The sequence below is a fragment of the Nesterenkonia lacusekhoensis genome, assembly GCF_017876395.1.
Lineage (GTDB): Bacteria > Actinomycetota > Actinomycetes > Actinomycetales > Micrococcaceae > Nesterenkonia > Nesterenkonia lacusekhoensis.
Map to the genome: position 1 here is coordinate 2,500,403 of NZ_JAGINX010000001.1, position 20,574 is coordinate 2,520,976.

Genomic DNA, 20,574 nt, shown 5'->3' on the forward strand with positions numbered 1-20,574 from the left:
TGTAGGATTTCAATCACACTCGCCGGTCGGATGGCCCGGCCGGAGCACTCCACCTGATGAGGAGACGACCATGAGGATCCGACACACTGCGACAGCAGCCACGGCCGCCGCTGCGCTGCTGGCCCTGTCAGCATGCGGCAACGGTGACGGCGACGGCGGCGGGGACGCCGACTACACCGAGGACCTGACCTTCGCCACCGGCGGCACCGGCGGTGCCTACTACCCCTTGGGCGGCGAGCTCTCCAGCATCTTCGAGAGCGAGACCGACGCCAGCGTGAACTACGTGGAGTCCGGCGGCTCGGTGGACAACCTCGGCCAGATCCTGCAGGGCGACGCTCAGCTGGCGATGACCCAGAACGACACCGCCGCTGATGCGGTCAACGGCGACCTGGACATCAGCGAGGACGGCGAGGACGAAGAGTTCATCACCGTGGACAACCTCGGCTGGATCGCCAACCTCTACCCCGAGGCCATGCACATCGTGGTCACCGAGGATTCCGGCATCGAGTCCATCGAGGACCTCGACGGCCAGACCATCGCGGTGGGAGACGTGGGCTCCGGAACGCGCGCCATCTCGGACGCCATCCTGGAGCACTACGACATCGACTACACCGCCGAGGAGACAGAGTTCGGCGACTCCACCGAGATGCTGGCCGACGGTCAGATCGATGCTTCCATGTTCGTGGTGGGTGTGCCCGTGGCCTCCCTGACCCAGTTGGCCGAGACCACCGACGTCAGCCTGCTCTCGCTGGAGGACAGCGACGCCGAGGAGATCGCCGCAGACGGCTTCTACGAGGCGTACACGATCGAGTCCGACGCCTACGGCTTCCTGGAGGAGGACGTCACCACCCTCTCGGTGTTCGCCGCACTGGTGGCCTCCACCGATGAGGTCAGCGAGGACCTGGCCTACGACATCACCGCGGCACTCTTCGACAACATCGACCAGATCACCGTGGACCAGGGCGCCAGCATCGACATCGAGGAGGCCTTCAACGGTCTCGGCGACATTCCGCTGCACCCCGGCGCGCAGCGCTACTTCGAAGAGAACGACATCGAGGTGCCGTGACCGATCAGGCAGCTGAGCGGTCTCGGGCGCGGTCCGCACAGGGTGGGGCCACCCCCGGGGCCGCTGCTGAGGAGCAGACCGAGGAGGTCCTCCGCGAGCACGACATCTCCAGCCGGTTCCGCACGGAGCTGGGCTGGTGGGGTTGGCTCGTGGGGGCCCTCGCGGTCGCCTTCACCGCGTACCACCTCTTCGCGGCGTTCTACCGTCCCTACAACACCTGGATGCACGGGTCGCTGCATGTGGCCGGTGCCCTCGGACTGATCTTCCTGCTCTATCCGGCCTCCCGGAGGCTGCTGCGCCCGGCGGCCGCGGACAGCAGCCGCTGGATCAACCTGCTGATCGGTCGGCATCACGGTGTGGCCTGGTACGACGCCGTCCTGGCGGCTGCGGCCATCTACTGCAGCACCTATATCTTCGGCAACTACGGCTATCTGGTGTCCAACCGGGTGCAGATGCTCGGCTACGAGGACTGGGACATCCTGGTGGCCGCCGTCGGTGTGCTGCTGGTCCTGGAGGCCACGCGCCGCTGTGTGGGTCTGCCCATCGTCATCATCGCCGGGCTGGCCATCCTCTACGCCGTCTACGGCAACGGGCTGCCGGTCTTCTCCCACCGCGGCCAGGACTGGGAGGAGCTGGTCACCAACACCTTCCTCTCCTCCGGTGCGGGCATCTTCGGCACGCCCATCCAGGTCTCGGCGAACTTCATCTTCCTGTTCCTCTTCTTCGCCGTGGTGCTGCTGCGCACCCACATCGGCCAGTTCTTCAACGACCTGGCCTTCCGGGCCGCGGGGCGGTTCACCGGCGGTCCGGCCAAGGCCGCCGTGGCAGCCTCCGGACTGCAGGGGATGATCTCCGGCTCCTCGGTGGCCAACACGGTGGCCTCGGGCTCGTTCACCATTCCGATCATGAAGAAGGCCGGCTTCAAGCCGCATATCGCAGCGGCCACCGAGGCCACCGCCTCCACCGGCGGGCAGATGATGCCGCCCATCATGGGTGCCGCGGCCTTCATCATGGCTCAGAACATCGGGGACCTGGAGTACAACGAGCTGATCGTCATCGCGATCATCCCTGCAGGTCTGTACTTCCTGGGTGCGATGCTCAGCGTGCATTTCGAGGCCAAGCGCAACGGACTCAAGGGCATGGCACCGGAGGAGCTGCCCTCCTGGCGCTCACTGCTGGTGCGGATGGATATGCTGCTGCCGCTGGTGGTCATCATCACCACGCTGCTCTCCGGGATGTCTGCGATGCGAGCCGCGCTGTTCGGCATCGGCACCGCCCTGGCCATCAGCCTGCTGCGGGCGATCTCCGAACACTTCATCCCGGTCATCGCCGAGGGCGTCAGACAGGGCAGGAGCCCGTGGGTGGAGACGGGCAAGCTGCTGCTGGCCCTGGCCCATGCCGTTGTCAACATGTTCATCGCCGGGGCGCGGACCGCGCTGCCGGTGATCGCCGCCTGCGCCAGTGCCGGCATCGTGGCCGGCACGGTGACCTCCACCGGTCTGGGCGGCCAGCTCGGTGCCGGTCTGATGAACCTGGCCGGCGGGAACTTCCTGCTGCTGCTGTTCTTCGTGATGATCGCCTGCATCGTGCTGGGCATGGGCCTGCCGACCACGGCGAACTATGTGGTCACCGCGACGATCGCTGCGCCCATCCTCTACAACAACTTCGATGTGCCGCTGATCGCGGCGCATATGTTCGTCTTCTTCTTCGGCATCCTGGCTGACATCACTCCGCCGGTCTGTCTGGCCGCCTATGCCGGTGCGGGCATCGCCCACGCCAATCCCATGGCCGCCGGTGTGGCGGCGCTGAAGATAGCTTTCGCCGGGTTCCTGATCCCCTATGCCTTCATCCTGGAGCCGGCGCTGCTGCTGCAGGGCACGGTGACAGAGCTGCTGCTGGCCCTGGGGACTGTGATCCTCGGCCTGATATCCCTGGCCTCCGGGCTGGCCGGCTACCTGCTGACCCGGGCGAACTGGGTGCAGCGTGCACTGCTGCTGGGGGCCGGCTTCCTGCTGATCTACCCCGACCCGATGGTCTCCGGGGCCGGGCTGGTCATGCTGATCGCGGCGGTGACCCTGCAGCTCTTGACCCGCGGGCGCAGCGGAACCACCGCGGAACCGGCAGCGGCGGCCGCCTGATCCATGCAGCGTCTGCGTGAGGTGGACGCCCTGCGGGCCCTGGCCCTGCTGGGCATCCTGGCGGCCAACGTCTGGTACTTCGCCGAACCGGAGTTCCTGGAGTCCGGGTGGCGCAGCGCCGCGCGGGACGCTCCGGGAGATCAGCTGGTCTCCTCCGCGACCACACTGTTCGTCGAAGGCAAGGCCTACGTGGTCTTCTCCTTCCTGTTCGGGCTCTCCTTCGTGTGGCAGTGGACATCGGCCCAACGGGCCGGCGTCGGCGAAGTCGGACGGTCGCTGCGGCGCTTCGCCTCACTGGCCGTGCTGGGGGTTATCCATGGGGTCCTGCTGTTCAGCGGCGATATTCTGCTGGCCTACGCGGTGCTGGGCTGTCTGCTGCTGGGCATGCGCAGAGTGGGGGCCCGCTGGGCGGTGCTGTTCGGTGTCGTGCTGCTGGTGGGCCTGCCGCTGCTGCTGGTGGCCAGCGCCTTCCTCACCCTGGGCGGGGACGGGTTCTCAGCACCTGGTGCGGGGGATCCAGAGGCGGCCCGCGCTGCCTATGCCGGCGGGCTGTCCTCGTATCTGAGCTTCCAGCTGGAGGCGTATGCCTGGGTGATGCCCAACGTTCTGCTCGGTCAGGGGCCGATGGCCTTCGGCGCCTTCCTGATCGGACTGGCGGTGGGCCGTGCCCAGCTGATTGAGCGCATCCTGGGCCGCGAGATCGCCACGGCTCGGCTGATCACCTGGATGGTCCCGGCGCTGGTGGTGGGCCTGATGATCAGCTGGGTGGCCGCACAGCAGCTCTGGGGCCCGCCGGGCTCCACCGACGCGGCCGGGGCCAGCTCCGCCGAGGAGCCCGCCGCAGAGCTGGTGGGTCAGACGCTGATCTTCCTGGCCGGTCCCGTCCAAGCGTTCGGGTACGTGATCGCCGCTCTGCTGGTCCTGCGCAGCGAGTCGTTCCGAGGGCTGACCCACCGGCTGGCCCCGGCCGGACAGATGTCGCTGAGCAACTACCTGGGGCAGTCGCTGGTGCTGGCGCTGATCTTCTCCGGACTCGGTCTGGGACTGGCGGGGCAGCTGAGTGCGGCTGCCGTGGGCGCCGTCGTGCTGATCCTGTGGACGGCTCAGGTGATCCTCTCAGCCCTGTGGCTGCAGCACCTGCGCCGGGGGCCGATGGAGGTGCTGGTGCGTGCGGTGACCTATGGCCGCCTCATCCCTGCCGGACACCCCAAAGCCGGTCACCCCAAAGGTGGAGCCTGAGGTCATCCTCAGGGGTGGTTCCATCGGCCTTCCGCACGCGTAGTTTGGGAAGCGTGGGAAGGAGCTCACTATGATCACCGCGGAGAACCTGCGGAAGACCTACGGGTCCAAGAACGCTGTGGACGGCATCAGCTTCACCGCGCAGCCCGGCCGGGTCACCGGATTCCTCGGGCCCAACGGCGCCGGCAAGTCCACCACGATGCGTATGGCCATGGGGTTGGACCGGCCCAGCGGGGGCAGCATCACCGTCAACGGGCGGCCCTTCGCCCAGCACCGCGCGCCGCTGCGCGAGGTCGGCGCAGTGCTCGACGCCGGCGCCACCCACCCCGGACGCACCGCTCGCCAGCACCTGAAGGTCCTGGCCGCCACCCACGGCATCGGCGCTGCGCGGGTCCAGGAGGTCATCGAGCTGACCGGTCTGGAAGCTGTGGCGAAGAAGCGGATCAAAGGCTTCTCGCTGGGCATGAACCAGCGCCTGGGCATCGCCGCCGCTCTGCTGGGAGATCCGGCCACGCTGATCTTCGACGAGCCGGTCAACGGTCTGGACCCCGAGGGCGTGCGCTGGGTGCGGCAGATGTGCCGCCAGCTGGCCGCCGAGGGCCGGACCGTGTTCCTCTCCTCCCATCTGATGAGTGAGATGTCCCAGACCGCGGATCACCTGGTGGTGCTGGGCCGCGGCCGGATCATCGCCGATGCCCCCATCCAGGACATCATCGACTCCGGCGGGCCCGGGCGGGTGCTGGTGCGCAGCGCACAGGCCACCACGCTGATGAACGCGCTCTCGGCCCCGGAGGTCACCCTGACCAGCCGCGACGCCGAGACCTTCGAAGTCTCAGGTCTGGACCCCCGGACTGTGGGCCAGCGGGCCCTGGAGGTCGGGGCCGCCCTGCATGAACTCACTCCGCTGCAGTCCTCTCTGGAGGAGACCTACATGCAGCTCACCGATGACGAGGTGGAATACCGGTCAGGAGGCCTCTCATGAACATGAACACCGCCCAAGGAACCTCCCCGGCACAGACGCTGCAGCGCGCTGAGACGGACCCTTCGCTGAGCGGGCTGAGCTTCTTCGGAGTGCTGCGCTCCGAGTTCGCCAAGCTGATGGCGCTGCGGACCACCTTCTGGCTCTCGCTGATCTCCGTTGTTCTCTCGGTGCTGATCGCCGTGGCTATGGCCGCGACTGTCCAGCCCGGGGACGATGCGGCGTGGGTGGTCCAGGGAGCCGTGGTGGGACTCTGGTTCGCCATGATGCTGCTCGGTTCGCTGGCGGTCATCTCCATGACCACGGAGTTCACCAGCGGCTCGGTGCGCTCCTCGCTGGCGGCTGTGCCGCGGCGCAGTACGCTCTACCTGGCCAAGACCCTGGCCGCCGCCGCGCTGATCGGACTGGTCACAGCCGTCATCGTGGTGCTGTGTCATGTGGTGGTCGTGTTCTTCACCGATTCGGTGACCATGACCGCGCCGTTCGAGAACTCTGCGGTGCTGCACCACTACCTCGCCAATTGGGCCGCCGTGGTGGTCACCGCGGTGCTCAGCGTCGGGCTCGGTGCGCTGCTGCGCAGCTCGGCGGGCGGCATCGTGGTGCTCACGGTGTTCCTGTTCGTCCTGCAGACGGTGCTGTTCATCGCGTGGGGCATCATGCAGGCGGACTGGCTCCAGACCCTGCTCGACTACGAGTACGCCACCCTGATCGAGACCTTCACCAACCCTGAGGCCAGCGACCCCGGCCCGCTGTTCGGCGGGATCGGGATGCTGATCTGGGCAGCCGTGCCCTTCGGGCTGGGCTGGCTGGCGTTTGTGAAGCGGGACGTGTGAGGCCCGCCCCGGTAGTCTCGGACAGATGAACACCGGCAGGACCACGGCGCCGGACGAGACCGGGCAGAACCAACCGCTGAAGGGTTGGGAGGAGCTCGGCATCGTCCGGCGCCGCGGTGTGCGCGGATGGTTCCGCCGGCACCCGCGGGTGATGAACGCCGTCGTGGTGCTGATCTACCTGCTGCTGTCGGTGGGGAACCTGGGGTTCCTCTTTGCGGATATGGCCGAGCGCGGCTGGCTGATCCTCGGGATCGACCTGGTGATCGCGGCCCTGCTGATCTTCCGGCATCGTGCACCGCTGACCGTCACCGCCGCGGTGACCGTGGCGGAGGCCGCCGCGCTGACCATCTACCCCTGGCACAACGCGCAGCTGATCGGTCTGTGCTTCGCTCTCTACTGTGTGGGCCTGGCCCTGGGCCTGAAATGGGCCCTGCCCGTAGCTGCGGTCTCCTGGGCCTTCTCATACGTTCCGGTTCTGCGGCTCTCCGCCTGGGAGGCCGAGTACGGAACCTCCGTGCTGGTGGAGTCCATGGACGAGCCGATGAGCAGCGCGTCCTTCTTCTGGGCGGCGGCACCGGTGATGCTGCTGTTCTGCGGGATGTCCGCCGGTATCGGAGCTGCGGTTCGGCGAGGGCGCGAGCACCAGCGGGAGATCCTCGAGTGGGCCCAGCGCTCCCAGGAGATGGCACAGGTGGGGGAGCGGAATCGGATCGCCCGGGAGATGCACGACGTGGTCGCCCACTCGCTCTCGGTGATGATCTCCCTGGCCGACGGCGCCCGCGTGGTGGTGCGTCGGGATCCGGAGCGCGCCGCTGAGGTGTTGGAGGAGCTCTCCGGGACCGGGCGCAGCGCGTTGGGAGATATGCGGCGGATCATCGGTGTCCTCAAGCGCGGCGACGACGTCGCGGAGGCCCGCGAACAGGAGCGCGGCCCGGTCCGGGAGACCCTGGAGGAGCTCTATGAGGGCTTCCGCCAGGCGGGGCTTCCGCTGACGGTGACCACAGTGGGGCCGCCGCTGCCCGACGACACCGGCTTCGGGCTGACAGTGCATCGGATCATCCAGGAGTCGCTGACCAATGTGCTGCGCTACGGCCGGCAGGTCAGCCAGGTGGAGGTCCGCGTGGAGCACCAGACCGGCCTCACCGAGGAGGAGTCCGAGCGGCTCCGCGATGAGGAGGGTCTGAGCCAGGAGGAGCAGGACGCGCTGGGGATGGGGCGCAGCTGTCAGGTGGTGCTGACCATCACCGACGACGGCCTGCCCAGCAGCGGCGGGCAGCGGGCCGAGTCCGTGGGCTCCGGGCAGGGGATCCACGGCATGGCCGAACGGGTGGCCTTCTACAACGGATCGATCTACGCGGGGCCCGGGCACCCGCGCGGATGGACCGTACGGGCGGTGCTCCAGCCGCCTCACTGATGGTTCAGCTGTCGTGCAGGTGCCGGAAGGGCGCCGAAACGAGAGGTTTTCCGACATCTGCGCGACAATCAGACGGAGATGGCGCTGCTGCCGCAGACGGCGACAGCGCTGGAGAGGGGAAGAGGGACGGACCATGGAGACGACGCAGAGTCACGGCACGGATGAGGGCGGCGGGCCCATCCGGGTCATGCTCGTGGACGATCAGCATCTGCTGCGCATGGGCTTCCGGCTCATCCTCGAAGGCGAGGACGATCTGGAGGTGGTCGCCGAGGCCGCCGACGGCGTGGAGGCGCTGGAGATCCTGAAGCAGCCTGAGCAGCCGGTGGACGTGGTGCTCATGGACGTGCGGATGCCGCGTATGGATGGGATCGAGGCCACGCGTCAGGCGGTGGAGCTGAATCCGGAGGTCCGGGTGATCATCCTGACCACCTTCGACCTGGACGAATATGCCTTCTCCGGGCTGCAGGCCGGTGCCAGCGCCTTCCTGCTCAAAGACGTGGCTCCGGAGGATCTGGTCGACGCCGTCCGCGTGGTCTCCGAGGGCGACGCGGTGGTCGCGCCCAGGATCACTCAGCGGCTGCTGGACACCTTTGTGCGCAAGCCTGGGAGCTCCGGCCCGGGGTCAGTCGGACCCAGCGCTGTCGGACCCAGCGCGGTCGAGCCCGCCGTCGTTGAGGATCCTGGTGCTGCGGCTGGTTCCCCGGCAGTCGGCTCCCCGTCCGCCGTGCCGGCAGCCGGTGGTGCTGCGGCGACGCCGACCGGCGCGGAGGTATCGGCCGCGCTGGAGGACGGCACCCCTCGGGAGGCGCTGACCCAGCGGGAGGCTGAGGTGCTCTTCGCCGTCGCCGAGGGGCTCTCCAATGCGGAGATCGCCCAGAAGTTCTTCCTCTCCGAAGCCACGGTGAAGACCCACGTGCGCCGGATCCTCACCAAGCTGCATCTGCGCGACCGCGTCCAAGCCGTGGTCTATGCGTACCAGACCGGTCTGGTGAGCTGAGCCCGCATAGGATGGGGCCTATGAGCAACAGCGCTGAATCACCCGAGAGCACCGACCGTCTCATCGAGGATCTGGGCGAGTTCGTCATGGAATCCCCTTCCTCCTACCACGCCGCAGAGGCCGTGGCGCGGCGTCTGGTGGCTGCCGGCTTCACCCAGCTGGGCGAGCACCAGGACTGGTCCGCCGCCCCCGAATCCGCAGGCCCCGGCCGCTATGTGCTGGTCCGCGACGGCGCAGTGCTCGCCTGGATCGTCCCCGAGGGCGCGACGCCGACCACTCCGGTCCGCATCCTCGGCGCCCACACCGATTCCCCCGGCTTCAAGCTCAAGCCACGGTCCACCGTCCTCTCCCACGGCTGGGTGCAGGCCGGCACCGAGGTCTACGGCGGCCCGCTGCTGAACTCCTGGTTGGACCGCGAGCTGCGCCTGGCCGGCCGGCTGGTGACCCGCGACGGCGCCACCCACCTGGCCGCCACCGGCCCGGTGGCCCGCATCCCTCAGCTGGCCATCCACTTGGACCGCCAGGTCAACGAAGGACTGAAGCTGGGCAAGCAGGCCCACACCACGCCGGTGCTCAGCCTGGCCGGATCCGCGCAGGAGGCCGCCGAGGCAGACGTGCTGAAGGTGATCGCCGACGCCGCCGGGGTCGCAGCCGATGAGGTGGACGGCTACGACGTGGTCGTGGCCGACTCCCAGCAGCCGGGGGTCTTCGGCGCAGAAGGTGAGTTCTTCGCCTCGGGGCGTCTGGACAACCTCTCCTCGGTCCACGCCGGGGTGGTGGCGCTGGAGCAGGCTGCCGAGGAGGCGGCGTCGGGTGAGGCCATCCCCATGTTGGCGGCCTTCGACCACGAGGAGCTGGGGTCGGCGTCGCGCTCCGGTGCGGCCGGACCGTTCCTGGAGGAGGTGCTCGGCCGGATCTATGCGGGCCTGGGTGCCACCGTCACCCAGCGGGCGCAGGCCCTGGCCGCATCCTGGCACCTGAGCTCCGACGCCGGTCACGCCGTGCACCCCAACTACGCTGAGCGGCACGATCCGGCCAACCGCCCGCTGCCCAACGGTGGTCCGCTGCTGAAGATCAACGCCAACCAGCGCTACACCACCGACGCTCCCGGCGCGGCCATGTGGGTGCGGGTCTGCCGCGACGCCGGCGTGCCCACCCAGGAGTTCGTCTCCAACAACGACATCCCCTGCGGCTCCACCATCGGCCCGATCACCGCCACCCGTCTGGGGATCCGGACGGTGGACGTGGGGATCCCGCTGCTGTCCATGCACTCGGCACGGGAGATGTGCGGCGTCGAGGACGTGGTGTACCTGACCCGTGCGGTGCGCAGCTTCTTCACCGCTGAGCTCGGCTGAGCTGGTTGGGCCGACTCGCGCTCGGCTGATCCTGGGCCACCGCTCGCCGGATCGCCCCGGGTTCTGCCTGAGAATCAGGCGAAATCGCCGATTCTCAGGAGAAGCCCGGGGCGATCTGCGTCTGCCCCGTCGGCCCCGGCCCCGCCTCGTCCGGCCCCGCCTCTGCCAGAGCGCGGTACACCGCCTCCACGGCGGGATTGCGCATGGCATCGGGGCGGATGACCGCCCAGTAGGAGAGCGGATGCGCGATCTCCTCAGCCAGCACCGGCTGCAGCCGAGGATCCTGCCGGGCCACGTAGTCCGGCAGCAGGCCGATGCCGGCGCCGGCGAGGGTCGCGGTGACGTGGGCGAGGATGTTGGTCGAGGCCACTCCGCGGCGCATCCGCGGCAGGCGAGCCACAGCCCGGTCCAGATCATCCACGGTGAGGACGGACTCCACGTAGTAGTTCAGCGGGTGCTCGGAGAGCTCCGACGCCGACTGCGGAGTGCCGTTGCGCTCCAGGTACTCCCGGGTGGCGTAGAGCCGCAGCGCATAGTCGGTCAGATGGGACGCAGTGGCGTGCCGGATCTCCGGCTTCTCGACGACGACCTCCAGGTCCAGGCCTGAACGCACCTGCCGGGCCCGCTGGGTGGCACTGATGTTCTCGATGCTCAGCTGGGGGTAGCGCCGCAGCAGCCCTGCCATGGCCGGCGCCGCGATATGCACCGAATAGGCGTCCGGGGCTCCCAGGCGCACGGTGCCGGTGAAGGCCGCGTGGTCCTGTTCGCGGTCGGTGAGTCCACCCATCGCCTCCTCGATCTTCTCCGCGGCCTCCACTGCGCGCTGCCCGAGGTCTGTCAGCGCCCAGCCGGAGGCGGCGCGCAGCATCACGCGCCCACCGAGCGCGCGCTCCAGGGAGCTGATCCGGCGAGAGACGGTGGAGTGATTGACGCCCAGGGACTCGGCGGCTGCGGTGTAGCGGCCCAGTCGACCCACGGCCAACAGCGTCATGAGCTCGTCGAGGTGGTCGGTCATCACGCGGAGATCTGGGGCGTTCATCGTTCAAGTGTGCATAGACGCACACCAGCGGTGCAAAATCTCCAGTCTCCTGTGCCTTCAGCTCACACTCGTGAGCCGCTAGCGTGATGCGCATCACATCAGCGTGAGCAGGAGGAGTGAGCAGCGATGACAGATGGATCAGAATCCCAGTACGGCTGGATCGGGCTCGGCAATATGGGCGGACCCATGACCGGCAACCTCGTCGACGCAGGCCACAGCGTCCGCGGATTCGACCTGGACCACCGCAGCCTCGGCGATGCCCAGCAGCGCGGAGTCACCCCCGTCACCGGCATCCCGGAGGCTCTGGAGGGCGCCGACGTCGTCTTCACCATGCTCCCGGCCGGCCAGCAGGTCCGTGAGGTCTTCGCCGGAGAGGGCGGGATCTTTGAGCATGCCTCTCAGGACACGCTGCTGATCGACAGCTCCACGGTGGACTTCGAGACCTCCCGCTGGTGCCACCGCGAGGCCGAAGCCCGGGGGCTCCGTTTTGTGGACGCTCCGGTCTCCGGCGGCATCTCCGGTGCTGAGGCGGCCACCCTGACCTTCATGGTGGGCGGGCGCCCCGAGAACGTGGAGCAGGCCCTGCCCTTCATCGAACCCATGGCCGGCAACACCTTCCCCGCCGGCGGGCCCAGCGCAGGGATCGCGGCCAAGCTGGCCAACAACATGATGCTCGGCATCAGCATCATGGCCGCCGCTGAGGGGTCTCAGCTGGCCGAGCGCCTGGGCCTGGACCCGAAGGTCTTCTGGGACATCGTCTCGGTCTCCTCAGGACAGTCCTGGGCCCAGAAGACCTGGTATCCGGTGCCGGGGATCGTGGAGAGCGCGGCGGCCAACAACAACTATGACGCCACCTTCCGCGCGGACCTCGCCCTGAAGGACCTGACTTTGGCCACTCAGGCCGGCAGGGAGGCCGATCTCTCGCTGACCGCTGCCGAGCTGGCCACCTCACAGCTGCAGGCACTCGCCGATGAGGGCCTGGGCCATAAGGACTGCACGCTCATCACCAAATACGTCTCCCCCGAGGGCGAGGCGCCCGGCTACACCGCAGAGCACGACGTCGCCGACGCCGCCTGATGAAAGGACCCACCATGACCCAGGCCCCAGCCACTTCCCCTGTCTCTGACCCCACAGCGCTGCCCACCATCGGTCACGTGATCGCTGGAGAGTCCGATGCCGGAACCGATGCCGGCCGCCTCGCCCCCGTCTACAACCCCGCCACCGGCCAACAGACCGCCCAGCTGGCCCTGGCCGATGCACAGTTGGTGGACCGGGCTGTGTCCACCGCCGCTGAGGCTCAGCGTGCGTGGTGCAGCACCGGCCTGGCCAAGCGGAGCCAGATCATGTTCACCCTGCGCCAGATCCTGCAGGAGCGGCGTGGGGAGCTCGCCGCGCTGATCACCGCCGAGCACGGAAAAGTGCTCTCCGACGCCGACGGCGAGATCACCCGCGGGCTGGAGAACGTGGACTTCTGCGCCGGTCTGATGCATCACCTCAAGGGCGAATACGCCGAACAGGTGGCCGGCGGACTCGATGTCCACCAGGTGCGTCAGCCGCTCGGCGTCGTCGCCTGCATCACGCCGTTCAACTTTCCGGCCATGGTGCCGCTGTGGATGATCACCACGGCCATCGCCGCGGGCAACGCGGTGATCCTCAAGCCCTCGGAGCGCGACCCTTCGGCCGCCGTGTTCCTGGCCCAGGCCTTCAAGGACGCCGGGGTGCCCGACGGCATCCTCAATGTGGTCCATGGGGATAAGGCTGCCGTGGACGCACTGCTGGACCACCAGGGCATCAGCGCGGTCTCCTTCGTGGGATCCACCCCGATCGCCAAGTACATCTACTCCCGCAGCGCCGAGCAGGGCAAGCGGGTCCAGGCCCTCGGCGGGGCCAAGAACCATATGGTCGTGATGCCCGACGCCGACCTGGACTCAGCCGCCGACGCCGCCGTCAGCGCGGCCTACGGTTCCGCAGGAGAGCGCTGCATGGCAGTCTCTGTGGCCGTCGCCGTCGGGGATGTCGCCGATGAGCTGGTGGAGAAGATCCGTTCCCGCGCCCAGAGTCTCACCGTCGGAGACGGTACGGATGCCGGCTCGGAGATGGGGCCGCTGATCACTGCTGAGGCGCTGCAGCGGGTGCGCGGCTATGTGGCCGGTGCTGCAGAGGAGGGCGCTGATGTCGTCGTCGACGGCCGTGACTGGTCCTTCGAGGGGGAGGGCTACTTCATCGGTCCCACACTGCTGGACCGCGTGAAGCCCGGGATGTCGGTCTACGACGATGAGATCTTCGGTCCGGTGCTCTCCGTGGTGCGCGTGGAGACCTATGACGAGGCGGTGGAGCTGATCAACGCCAACCGCTACGCCAACGGCACCGCGATCTTCACCCGCGACGGCAAGACCGCCCGCGAGTTCGAGTTCGACATCGAGGTCGGGATGGTGGGCATCAACGTGCCGATCCCTGTGCCGGTGGGAGCCTTCAGCTTCGGCGGGTGGAAGGACTCGCTGTTCGGAGACACCCATATGTATGGACCCGAGGCCTTCAACTTCTACACCCGGCGGAAGGTGGTCACCCGCCGCTGGCCCGAACCCAGCGAGTCCCAGGTCAGCCTCGGATTCCCCACCCACTGATCGGCCGACCGGGGGCCGGCGGCCGTGCGCGCCGTCGGGCCCCGGACAGGCATGCCCTTGAGGAGGAGCTGTGATCCTCGGTCTCTTCGGAATTCTGCTGTCCCTCGCGCTGCTGATCACCCTGGCCTACCGCGGGATGACGATCATCATCGCCGCCCCGCTGTGCGCCCTGGTGGCGATGCTCTTCTCCGGCGCACCCGTGTTGGTTAACTACACCGACACCTTCATGCCCGCTCTGGCGGACTTCATCGGCCAGTACTTCCCGCTGTTTCTGACCGGTGCGATCTTCGGCAAGCTGATGACGGTTTCGGGCTACGCCACGGACCTGGCCGCCTCCATCACCCGATGGGTGGGTCCCAAGCGCGCCATGTTGGCCACAGTGCTGACCACAGCACTGCTGACCTACGGCGGGATCAGCGTGTTCGTCGTCGTCTTTGTGATGTTCCCGCTGGCCCGAGAGCTGTTCCGCCAGGCCGGGATCCCGCGCAGGCTGATCCCCGGGGCCATCGCCCACGGCATGCTGACCTTCACCATGACGGCCCTGCCCGGCAGTCCCCAGGTGCAGAACATCATTCCCGGCCAGGCCTTCGAGACCAACACGTTCGCGGCTCCGGGAGTGGGCATCCTGGGCGGCACGGTGATCTTCATCCTGGGCATGCTCTGGTTGGAAGGGCGAAAGCGCCGGCTCCTGGCCGCAGGGGAGACGTTCTGGGATCCCACCGCGGCGGAGCGCAAGGTCGATGCCGCCGAGGCTCGGGCGCAGTCGGACGGTCCAGGTGCCGCAGCTGTCGGCTCCGCCGCCCCCGCGCGGTCCACTCAGTCCACGCAGCCTGCGGCACAGCCCGACGCCGGCCAGCAGCCGGCGCTGAGGCCGCCGAACCACCTGGTCCCGTTCATCCCGATTCTGATGGTCTTCGCGATCAACTTCGGCTGCACCGTCCTGGTGTTCCCCGCCATGGATTGGGGCCACCTGGATGACTATGAGACCAGTCTGGGGGAGCGCAGCGGAGTCTGGGCGGTGCTCTGTGCCATGCTCGGCGCCATCCTGAGCATCCTGATGCTGAACCTGCGGAACCTGCGCAGACTCCGCGGCGCTGATCCCTCTGGTCCTGGCAACCGGCGTCTTCTGAGCCTGACCTGCTGGTTCGCGGGAGTTCGCCGGAGGCGGTAAGATTGCTGAGTTGACTGCCCGTGATGGGCAGATCTACGTGATCGATTGAACCTCCTGTTACGGAAATCCCGTGACCGCAAGACCGAAGGAGGTGGGTTCACTCATGCGTCACTACGAACTGATGGTGCTCGTCGACCCCGAGGTGGATGAGCGCACTGTGGAACCGACTCTCGCCAAGTACATGGAGATCGTCAAGAAGGACGGCGGCTCCGTGGACGAGATCGACGTCTGGGGACGTCGTCGCCTGGCGTACGAGATCCAGAAGAAGTCCGAGGCGATCTACGCCGTCGTGAACTTCCACGCCACTCCCGCAGCATCGGCAGAGCTTGATCGCCTGCTGCGTCTGAACGAGACGATCCTGCGCACCAAGATCATCCGTCCCGAAGAGTTCAAGGTCGCCTGACCAGGCGACACCTGGGTACACCACTCGAAAGCAGGTACAGAACATGGCAGGCGAAACCATCATCACCGTCGTCGGGAACCTGACGGCGGATCCCGAGCTCCGCTTCACCCCTTCCGGTGCTGCGGTCTCGAACTTCGTCATCGCCTCGACGCCCCGGTTCTTCGACCGGCAGGCGAATGAGTGGAAGGACGGCGAAACGCTGTTCGTCCGCTGCTCGCTGTGGCGTGAGGCGGCCGAGAACGCTGCGGAATCCCTGACCAAGGGCACCCGCGTGATCGCTCAGGGCCGACTGAAGGCTCGCTCCTTCCAGACCAAGGAAGGCGAGAGCCGGACCTCCTGGGAGCTCGACGTCGACGAGATCGGTCCGTCGCTGCGCTTCGCCACGGCGAGCATCCAGCGCCAGGGCCGCGGAGGCGGCGGCGGTGGCTTCGGCGGAGGTGCTGCAGCAGGCGGCGGCTTCGGAGGAGGCGACTCCTTCAACGGCGGCAGCCCTGGGCAGAGCTCCGGCGGCTGGGGCAACGACGGCGGAGCCGATCCGTGGGGCGGACAGCCCTCCGGCGGCGGAGGCTGGGACACCCCGGGCAGCAGCGAGCCCCCGTTCTGATCCTGCACCACTGAATCTATTCACCATCCCGCACCCAGTGCGGGCTCCACACAGAGAAGGAGCACCACGATGGCAAAGGCTGAACTGAAGAAGCCGAAGCCCAAGGCGAACCCGCTGAAGGCTGCTGACATCAAGGTCATCGATTACAAGGACACCGCCCTGCTGCGGAAGTTCATTTCCGACCGAGGCAAGATCCGCGCACGCCGGGTGACCGGCGTGTCCGTCCAGGAGCAGCGGAAGATCGCTCAGGCGATCAAGAACGCCCGCGAGGTGGCTCTGCTGCCTTACTCCGGCGCTGGCCGCGGCTGATCGGACTGAGGAAGGAAAGGAACACACCATGGCAAAGCTCATCCTGACTCAGGAAGTGACCGGTCTCGGCGCTGCCGGCGACGTCGTCGAGGTCAAGAACGGCTACGCACGCAACTACCTGCTGCCCCGCGGCTACGCAATGACGTGGACCAAGGGCGGCGAGAAGGACGTCGAGCGTCTGCGCGCGGCCCGTCAGGCCCGCGAGATCGCGACCGTCGAGGAGGCGCAGCAGATCGCTGAGAAGCTGCAGTCCCAGCCGGTCAAGATCGCTGTGAAGACCGGCGAGAACGGCCGCCTGTTCGGCACCGTCGGCGCCGCTCACGTCGCTGAGGGCGTTGAGGCCGCAGGCCTCGGCTCCATCGACAAGCGCACCGTCGAGATCCCCGAGCGGGTCAAGACGACCGGCAACTACACCGCAACGGTGAAGCTGCACGCCGATGTCACCGCCACCGTCGACCTGCAGGTCGTCGCTGAGAAGTGATCATCATGGCTGAGGACGGCCCTCGCTGAGGGCTGATCCGGCAGTGAGCAGAAGCGGCCCCGGGACATGATCCCGGGGCCGCTTTTCTGTGCGCTGGGGCGCTGCGCGCGTGGGTGATCAGAAAAACCCATCTCGGGGGCCGAAACCACGGCGTGTCGCGCTGAGCAGTGGGTTTTATTGATCACCCACGGATGAAAGTGGCGGAGTCGGCGTCGTAGCCTGGGTGGCATGTCCCAGTCAGATTCCCAGCAGCCCCAGCAGAGCCAGGCCGAGCCCACCGACGTCATCGAGACTGCGGCCCACCAGCCGCATCCCGAGGAGATCGACGCCCCGGAGGACGTCCATGACGATGCGATGGGCACCTACCTCGCCGAGATCCTGGAGCACACAGCCGCGGACACCTCCGGAGCGGTGGCGGACTACATCCCGCAGCTTCGCGCTGTGGATCCGGGGCTGCACGCCCTGGCGGTGACCACGGCCGACGGAGTCAGCCATTCGGCCGGCGACGACGGCCACCAGTTCACCATCCAGTCGATCTCCAAGGCCTTCGTCTACGCCATGGCCGTGGATGACCTGGGCCTGGACCAGGTGATCACCGCAGTGGGGATGGAGCCCTCGGGGGAAGCGTTCAACGAGATGTCGCTGGAGGGCGGCACCGGACGCCCGCTGAACCCCATGATCAACGCCGGGGCCATAGCGGTGCACCCGCTGCTGGACGGCTCCGAGCATGATCCCATGGCCGGCGGCCGGGAGCACCACACCCGCACTGAGGCGGTCCGGCGGCGCACTGCGCGGATCGTGGAGGGGCTCTCCTGCTTCGCAGGCCGCGAGCTGACCGTGGACTTCGCCTCAGCGGACTCGGAATACGACTCCGCCCACCGCAATCTGGCCATCGCCCATATGCTGCGCATCCACGAGATCATCACCGGAGAGCCGGCCGAGGCGGTGCGCGGCTACCTGGACCAGTGCTCGGTGCTGGTGACCGTGAAGGACATCGCGCTGATGGCTGCCACCCTGGCGAACAACGGGGTGAACCCGGTGACCCTGGAGCGGGCCTGCTCCCAGGAGGCCGCCCGGCTGACGCTGTCGGTGATGGCCACCTGCGGGATGTATGACGCCTCCGGCCGCTGGCTGGCGCGGATCGGCATCCCGGCGAAGTCCGGAGTCTCCGGCGGGATCATCGGCGTGCTGCCCGGTCAGGTGGGTATCGCCAGCTTCGCCCCACGCCTGGACGGTGCGGGCAACAGCGTCCAGGGCGTGGAGATGTTCGAGAAGCTCTCCTCCGAGATGGGCATGCACCTGATGAGCAACGAGCCGCGCTTCGGCGCCGTGGAGGAGGCGGACCCGGAGGAGGACTGAGCCTCCGTCAGCCCTCAGCTCTCCTTCTGCGTGCCTCCGGGGACCGGCTCGCGGCCTTCGGCCTTGCGGGCCTTGAGCAGCTCGTGGGTGGGCGGCTGCGGCGTGCCCTCGGGCTCACGGGCCGCGACCTCCTTGCGCAGCACCGGCACGACCTCCTCGCCCAGCATGTCGATCTGTTCCAGGACGGTCTTCAGCGGCAGGCCCGCATGGTCGATCAGGAAGAGCTGGCGCTGGTAGTCCCCGGCGTACTCGCGGAAGCTCAGCGTGCGCTCGATGACCTGCTCAGGCGTCCCCACGGTCAGCGGGGTCTGCTCGGTGAAGTCCTCCAGCGAGGGGCCGCCGCCGTAGACCGGGGCGTTGTCGAAGTAGGGCCGGAACTCGCGGACCGCATCCTGGGAGTTCCGCCGCATGAACACCTGGCCGCCCAGGCCCACGATGGCCTGTTCAGCGGTGCCGTGGCCATAGTGCTCGAAGCGCTCCCGGTAGAGGTCCACCATGCGTCCGGTGTGCTCCTTGTTCCAGAAGATGTTGTTGTGGAAGAAGCCGTCGCCGTAGTACGCGGCCTGCTCGGCGATCTCCGGAGAGCGGATGGATCCGTGCCAGACGAAGGGTGCGACGCCGTCCAGCGGGCGCGGAGTGGCGGTGAAGTTCTGCAGCGGGGTCCTGTACCGGCCCTGCCAGTCGACGCCCTCCTCGCGCCACAGCCGGTGCAGCAGCGCGTAGTTCTCCACGGCCAGCGGGATGCCGGAGCGGATGTCCTTGCCGAACCACGGATAGACCGGACCGGTGTTGCCGCGTCCCAGCGTCAGGTCCACGCGCCCGCCGGTGAGGTGCTGGACATAGGCGTAGTCCTCCGCGATGCGCACCGGGTCGGTGGTGGTGATCAGTGTGGTCGCCGTCGAGAGCTGCAGCCGTTCGGTCTGGGCGGCGACGTGAGCCATGAAGATCGGCGGGTTCGCCGGAGCGATGAAGGGCGGGTTGTGGTGCTGGCCGATCGCGAAGACGTCGAGGCCCACTTCCTCGGCCTTCTTCGCGATGGTCACGGTGGCCTGGATCCGTTCGTGCTCGGAGGGGGTCCGGCCCGTGGTGGGGTCCGGGGTGACGTCGCCGATGCTGAAGATGCCGAACTGCATGAGGAGCTCCTTGCTCGTGAGCCTGCGATCAGGGGTATTTCAAAATTGAAGTATACCAGGGTGTGGATAACGTGTGGATAAAAGGCGGCGAAAGGTGCCTATACACCCAACTCAGGGCAAACGACAACCCCTCACAGAGGGGGTGCTGTGGGGTGGGAAAAACCTTCAATTCACAGGTGTGTGGATACATCGTTCCAGGTCAGCGGGATATCGAGGGGTGAAGATCAAGTCTCTCCACAGAGTTGTTCCCATGTTCTGCACAGAACACGCCGTGCAGTCCACATCTTATCCACAGGGGTTGTGGGTCAGGCTATTGCCCCGGGCGAGAAGTCCCCATATCGTGTGAGGCGTCCCTCGCGCAGTGAGTGGGTATTGGCCGGCAGAAGTCGGCGTGCATCCGCTCCTGTGAACCCCCGGGGCGGCGCCCAGCCTCCCGGACGAGAACAGGGCCCGCGGCGTGTGCGGCCCCCTGCTCGAAGGACGGAATGCGCTTCGCGGCCGTCCGGTGAGCAGATGAGCGAGGGCCTGGTACGGATCGTCGGGCTCGGCGGCGAAGGGAAGGGAATCACGGCCGCGGTCGTGATTCTGCCGCTCAGCCCGGCGATCCGACGCTAACCGGATGGGCCGCCACGAAATCTGCCGTCCGCGTCGGCCATGTGTTCAGATCCTCCGGCGTCTCCGCGATCCCCAGCTGCGCCTGCGGCAGCAGCCGCTGCAGCTCCTCCGCCGTCGAGACCGGATGGGCATGGTCATCCACCCAGGCCAGGATCTGCACGGGAACCTCGACGCCGACCACCTCGTCCTTCGGCGGAAGATCGGTCAGAGCTGCGCCCCGGAAGATCGAGGGCAGAAGCTCCTGGCTCACCGCCGGCACCCGTTCCCGGGGGCGGTCCGCCAGAGCCGGCGGCGGCAGCACCGAGGCACCGACGCGCACGAAGGCCCCGATGCCGCTGCCTTCCACCAGATCTGCGGACCTCCGGTAGCTCTCGGTCTGGGAGGCTCGGGTATCCCAGGCGGTGGGCGGGACCAGCAGAGTCAGCGAGGCGAAGCGCTCGGGATCCTTCAGCGCCGCATAGAGCAGAGTCGCGGTGCCCATCGAAGGGCCCGCGGCGTGGACCTGCTCACCGGGGCAGAGCTCATCGAGCAGGGCGAGCAGATCATCGGCCAGCCGCGGCCACAGATAGTCCTCCGGGACGGTGCGGCCGGTGGAGGAGCCGTGTCCGCGGGCGTCATAGCGCAGCACCTGGAAGCCGCTCAGCGCTCCACTCATATCCAGTCCTGCGCGGTGCTCACGTGAGGCGCAGGAGGTCAGACCGTGGAGCTGGACGAAGGTGGGACCGGCCCCGGTGATCTCATAGGCGAGTTTCGCCCCGTCGGTCTGGAATATGCCCACTGTTCCGCTGCCACCTCTTCGGTTCCGCTCGCCGCAG

Annotated in this window: 19 protein-coding genes; 16 read left to right on the forward strand and 3 right to left on the reverse strand. The window is 67.8% G+C overall.

Going from position 1 to position 20,574, the window contains the following annotated elements:
• Positions 1–70 precede the first annotated feature (70 nt).
• The 8 genes from JOF45_RS11865 (at position 71) to JOF45_RS11900 (ending at position 10,021) form a co-directional block, all read left to right on the forward strand.
• A complete protein-coding gene (locus JOF45_RS11865) occupies positions 71–1,066 on the forward strand; it encodes a TAXI family TRAP transporter solute-binding subunit (RefSeq protein ID WP_210050460.1) in 996 nt (331 codons plus the stop codon).
• The gene (locus JOF45_RS11870; protein WP_210050462.1) at positions 1,063–3,204 is read left to right on the forward strand and encodes a TRAP transporter permease; all 2,142 of its coding nucleotides are present in this window, start codon (positions 1,063–1,065) and stop codon (positions 3,202–3,204) included. Before JOF45_RS11865 ends, JOF45_RS11870 begins: the two co-directional genes overlap by 4 nt.
• A gap of 3 nt (positions 3,205–3,207) precedes the next feature.
• The gene (locus JOF45_RS11875) at positions 3,208–4,443 is read left to right on the forward strand and encodes a DUF418 domain-containing protein (protein WP_210050464.1); all 1,236 of its coding nucleotides are present in this window, start codon (positions 3,208–3,210) and stop codon (positions 4,441–4,443) included.
• 70 nt (positions 4,444–4,513) lie between these two features.
• On the forward strand, positions 4,514–5,425 hold the full coding sequence (locus tag JOF45_RS11880; protein ID WP_210050473.1) for an ABC transporter ATP-binding protein: 912 nt from the start codon (positions 4,514–4,516) through the stop codon (positions 5,423–5,425).
• Complete coding sequence (locus JOF45_RS11885) at positions 5,422–6,255, forward strand: ABC transporter permease (RefSeq protein WP_210050481.1); 834 nt, start codon at positions 5,422–5,424, stop codon at positions 6,253–6,255. The genes JOF45_RS11880 and JOF45_RS11885 overlap by 4 nt, the downstream gene beginning before the upstream one ends.
• A 25-nt stretch (positions 6,256–6,280) precedes the next feature.
• The gene (locus JOF45_RS11890; RefSeq protein WP_210050484.1) at positions 6,281–7,669 is read left to right on the forward strand and encodes a sensor histidine kinase; all 1,389 of its coding nucleotides are present in this window, start codon (positions 6,281–6,283) and stop codon (positions 7,667–7,669) included.
• 133 nt (positions 7,670–7,802) lie between these two features.
• Positions 7,803–8,666 carry a response regulator transcription factor gene (locus tag JOF45_RS11895; RefSeq protein ID WP_210050486.1) on the forward strand — a complete coding sequence of 288 codons (864 nt, stop codon included), beginning with the start codon at positions 7,803–7,805 and terminating at the stop codon, positions 8,664–8,666.
• Positions 8,667–8,686: 20 nt separating this feature from the next.
• Complete coding sequence (locus tag JOF45_RS11900) at positions 8,687–10,021, forward strand: M18 family aminopeptidase (RefSeq protein ID WP_210050489.1); 1,335 nt, start codon at positions 8,687–8,689, stop codon at positions 10,019–10,021.
• Between the two features lie 94 nt (positions 10,022–10,115).
• Here JOF45_RS11900 and JOF45_RS11905 read toward each other — a convergent pair whose 3' ends face one another.
• A complete protein-coding gene (locus JOF45_RS11905) occupies positions 10,116–11,060 on the reverse strand; it encodes a LysR family transcriptional regulator (protein ID WP_245324228.1) in 945 nt (314 codons plus the stop codon).
• Positions 11,061–11,186: 126 nt separating this feature from the next.
• On the opposite strand from JOF45_RS11905, the gene mmsB reads away from it, so the two are divergent.
• From mmsB to glsA, 8 genes are all read left to right on the forward strand, one after another.
• The gene (mmsB, locus tag JOF45_RS11910; RefSeq protein WP_210050500.1) at positions 11,187–12,137 is read left to right on the forward strand and encodes a 3-hydroxyisobutyrate dehydrogenase; all 951 of its coding nucleotides are present in this window, start codon (positions 11,187–11,189) and stop codon (positions 12,135–12,137) included.
• 14 nt (positions 12,138–12,151) lie between these two features.
• A complete protein-coding gene (locus JOF45_RS11915) occupies positions 12,152–13,684 on the forward strand; it encodes a CoA-acylating methylmalonate-semialdehyde dehydrogenase (protein WP_210050502.1) in 1,533 nt (510 codons plus the stop codon).
• 70 nt (positions 13,685–13,754) lie between these two features.
• Complete coding sequence (locus tag JOF45_RS11920) at positions 13,755–14,855, forward strand: GntP family permease (RefSeq protein WP_210050518.1); 1,101 nt, start codon at positions 13,755–13,757, stop codon at positions 14,853–14,855.
• Between the two features lie 103 nt (positions 14,856–14,958).
• Entirely contained in the window at positions 14,959–15,258 is a 300-nt protein-coding gene (gene rpsF, locus JOF45_RS11925; protein ID WP_210050521.1) for a 30S ribosomal protein S6, read from the forward strand.
• A 43-nt stretch (positions 15,259–15,301) separates the two neighbouring features.
• Positions 15,302–15,862, forward strand: a complete 561-nt coding sequence (locus JOF45_RS11930) for a single-stranded DNA-binding protein (RefSeq protein WP_210050523.1) — start codon at positions 15,302–15,304, stop codon at positions 15,860–15,862.
• 69 nt (positions 15,863–15,931) lie between these two features.
• Complete coding sequence (rpsR, locus tag JOF45_RS11935) at positions 15,932–16,171, forward strand: 30S ribosomal protein S18 (protein WP_044495657.1); 240 nt, start codon at positions 15,932–15,934, stop codon at positions 16,169–16,171.
• Between the two features lie 28 nt (positions 16,172–16,199).
• Entirely contained in the window at positions 16,200–16,652 is a 453-nt protein-coding gene (gene rplI, locus JOF45_RS11940; RefSeq protein ID WP_210050525.1) for a 50S ribosomal protein L9, read from the forward strand.
• Between the two features lie 228 nt (positions 16,653–16,880).
• Positions 16,881–18,011 (forward strand): glutaminase A, encoded by a 1,131-nt coding sequence (gene glsA / locus JOF45_RS11945; RefSeq protein ID WP_210050531.1) that lies wholly within the window; start codon positions 16,881–16,883, stop codon positions 18,009–18,011.
• A gap of 14 nt (positions 18,012–18,025) precedes the next feature.
• Here glsA and JOF45_RS11950 read toward each other — a convergent pair whose 3' ends face one another.
• Positions 18,026–19,144, reverse strand: coding sequence for an LLM class flavin-dependent oxidoreductase (locus JOF45_RS11950; RefSeq protein ID WP_210050534.1), 1,119 nt, complete (start codon positions 19,142–19,144; stop codon positions 18,026–18,028).
• Positions 19,145–19,736: 592 nt separating this feature from the next.
• Positions 19,737–20,537 carry an alpha/beta fold hydrolase gene (locus tag JOF45_RS11955; protein WP_210050536.1) on the reverse strand — a complete coding sequence of 267 codons (801 nt, stop codon included), beginning with the start codon at positions 20,535–20,537 and terminating at the stop codon, positions 19,737–19,739.
• Between the last annotated feature and the right edge of the window lie 37 nt (positions 20,538–20,574).

Coding starts and splice junctions, on each gene's coding strand:
- JOF45_RS11865 (WP_210050460.1), top strand. CDS start 71: ATGAGGATCCGACACACTGCGACAGCAGCCACGGCCGCCGCTGCGCTG.
- JOF45_RS11875 (WP_210050464.1), top strand. CDS start 3,208: ATGCAGCGTCTGCGTGAGGTGGACGCCCTGCGGGCCCTGGCCCTGCTG.
- JOF45_RS11880 (WP_210050473.1), top strand. CDS start 4,514: ATGATCACCGCGGAGAACCTGCGGAAGACCTACGGGTCCAAGAACGCT.
- JOF45_RS11885 (WP_210050481.1), top strand. CDS start 5,422: ATGAACATGAACACCGCCCAAGGAACCTCCCCGGCACAGACGCTGCAG.
- JOF45_RS11890 (WP_210050484.1), top strand. CDS start 6,281: ATGAACACCGGCAGGACCACGGCGCCGGACGAGACCGGGCAGAACCAA.
- JOF45_RS11895 (WP_210050486.1), top strand. CDS start 7,803: ATGGAGACGACGCAGAGTCACGGCACGGATGAGGGCGGCGGGCCCATC.
- JOF45_RS11900 (WP_210050489.1), top strand. CDS start 8,687: ATGAGCAACAGCGCTGAATCACCCGAGAGCACCGACCGTCTCATCGAG.
- JOF45_RS11905 (WP_245324228.1), bottom strand. CDS start 11,060: ATGAACGCCCCAGATCTCCGCGTGATGACCGACCACCTCGACGAGCTC.
- mmsB (WP_210050500.1), top strand. CDS start 11,187: ATGACAGATGGATCAGAATCCCAGTACGGCTGGATCGGGCTCGGCAAT.
- JOF45_RS11915 (WP_210050502.1), top strand. CDS start 12,152: ATGACCCAGGCCCCAGCCACTTCCCCTGTCTCTGACCCCACAGCGCTG.
- rpsF (WP_210050521.1), top strand. CDS start 14,959: ATGCGTCACTACGAACTGATGGTGCTCGTCGACCCCGAGGTGGATGAG.
- JOF45_RS11930 (WP_210050523.1), top strand. CDS start 15,302: ATGGCAGGCGAAACCATCATCACCGTCGTCGGGAACCTGACGGCGGAT.
- rpsR (WP_044495657.1), top strand. CDS start 15,932: ATGGCAAAGGCTGAACTGAAGAAGCCGAAGCCCAAGGCGAACCCGCTG.
- rplI (WP_210050525.1), top strand. CDS start 16,200: ATGGCAAAGCTCATCCTGACTCAGGAAGTGACCGGTCTCGGCGCTGCC.
- glsA (WP_210050531.1), top strand. CDS start 16,881: ATGTCCCAGTCAGATTCCCAGCAGCCCCAGCAGAGCCAGGCCGAGCCC.
- JOF45_RS11950 (WP_210050534.1), bottom strand. CDS start 19,144: ATGCAGTTCGGCATCTTCAGCATCGGCGACGTCACCCCGGACCCCACC.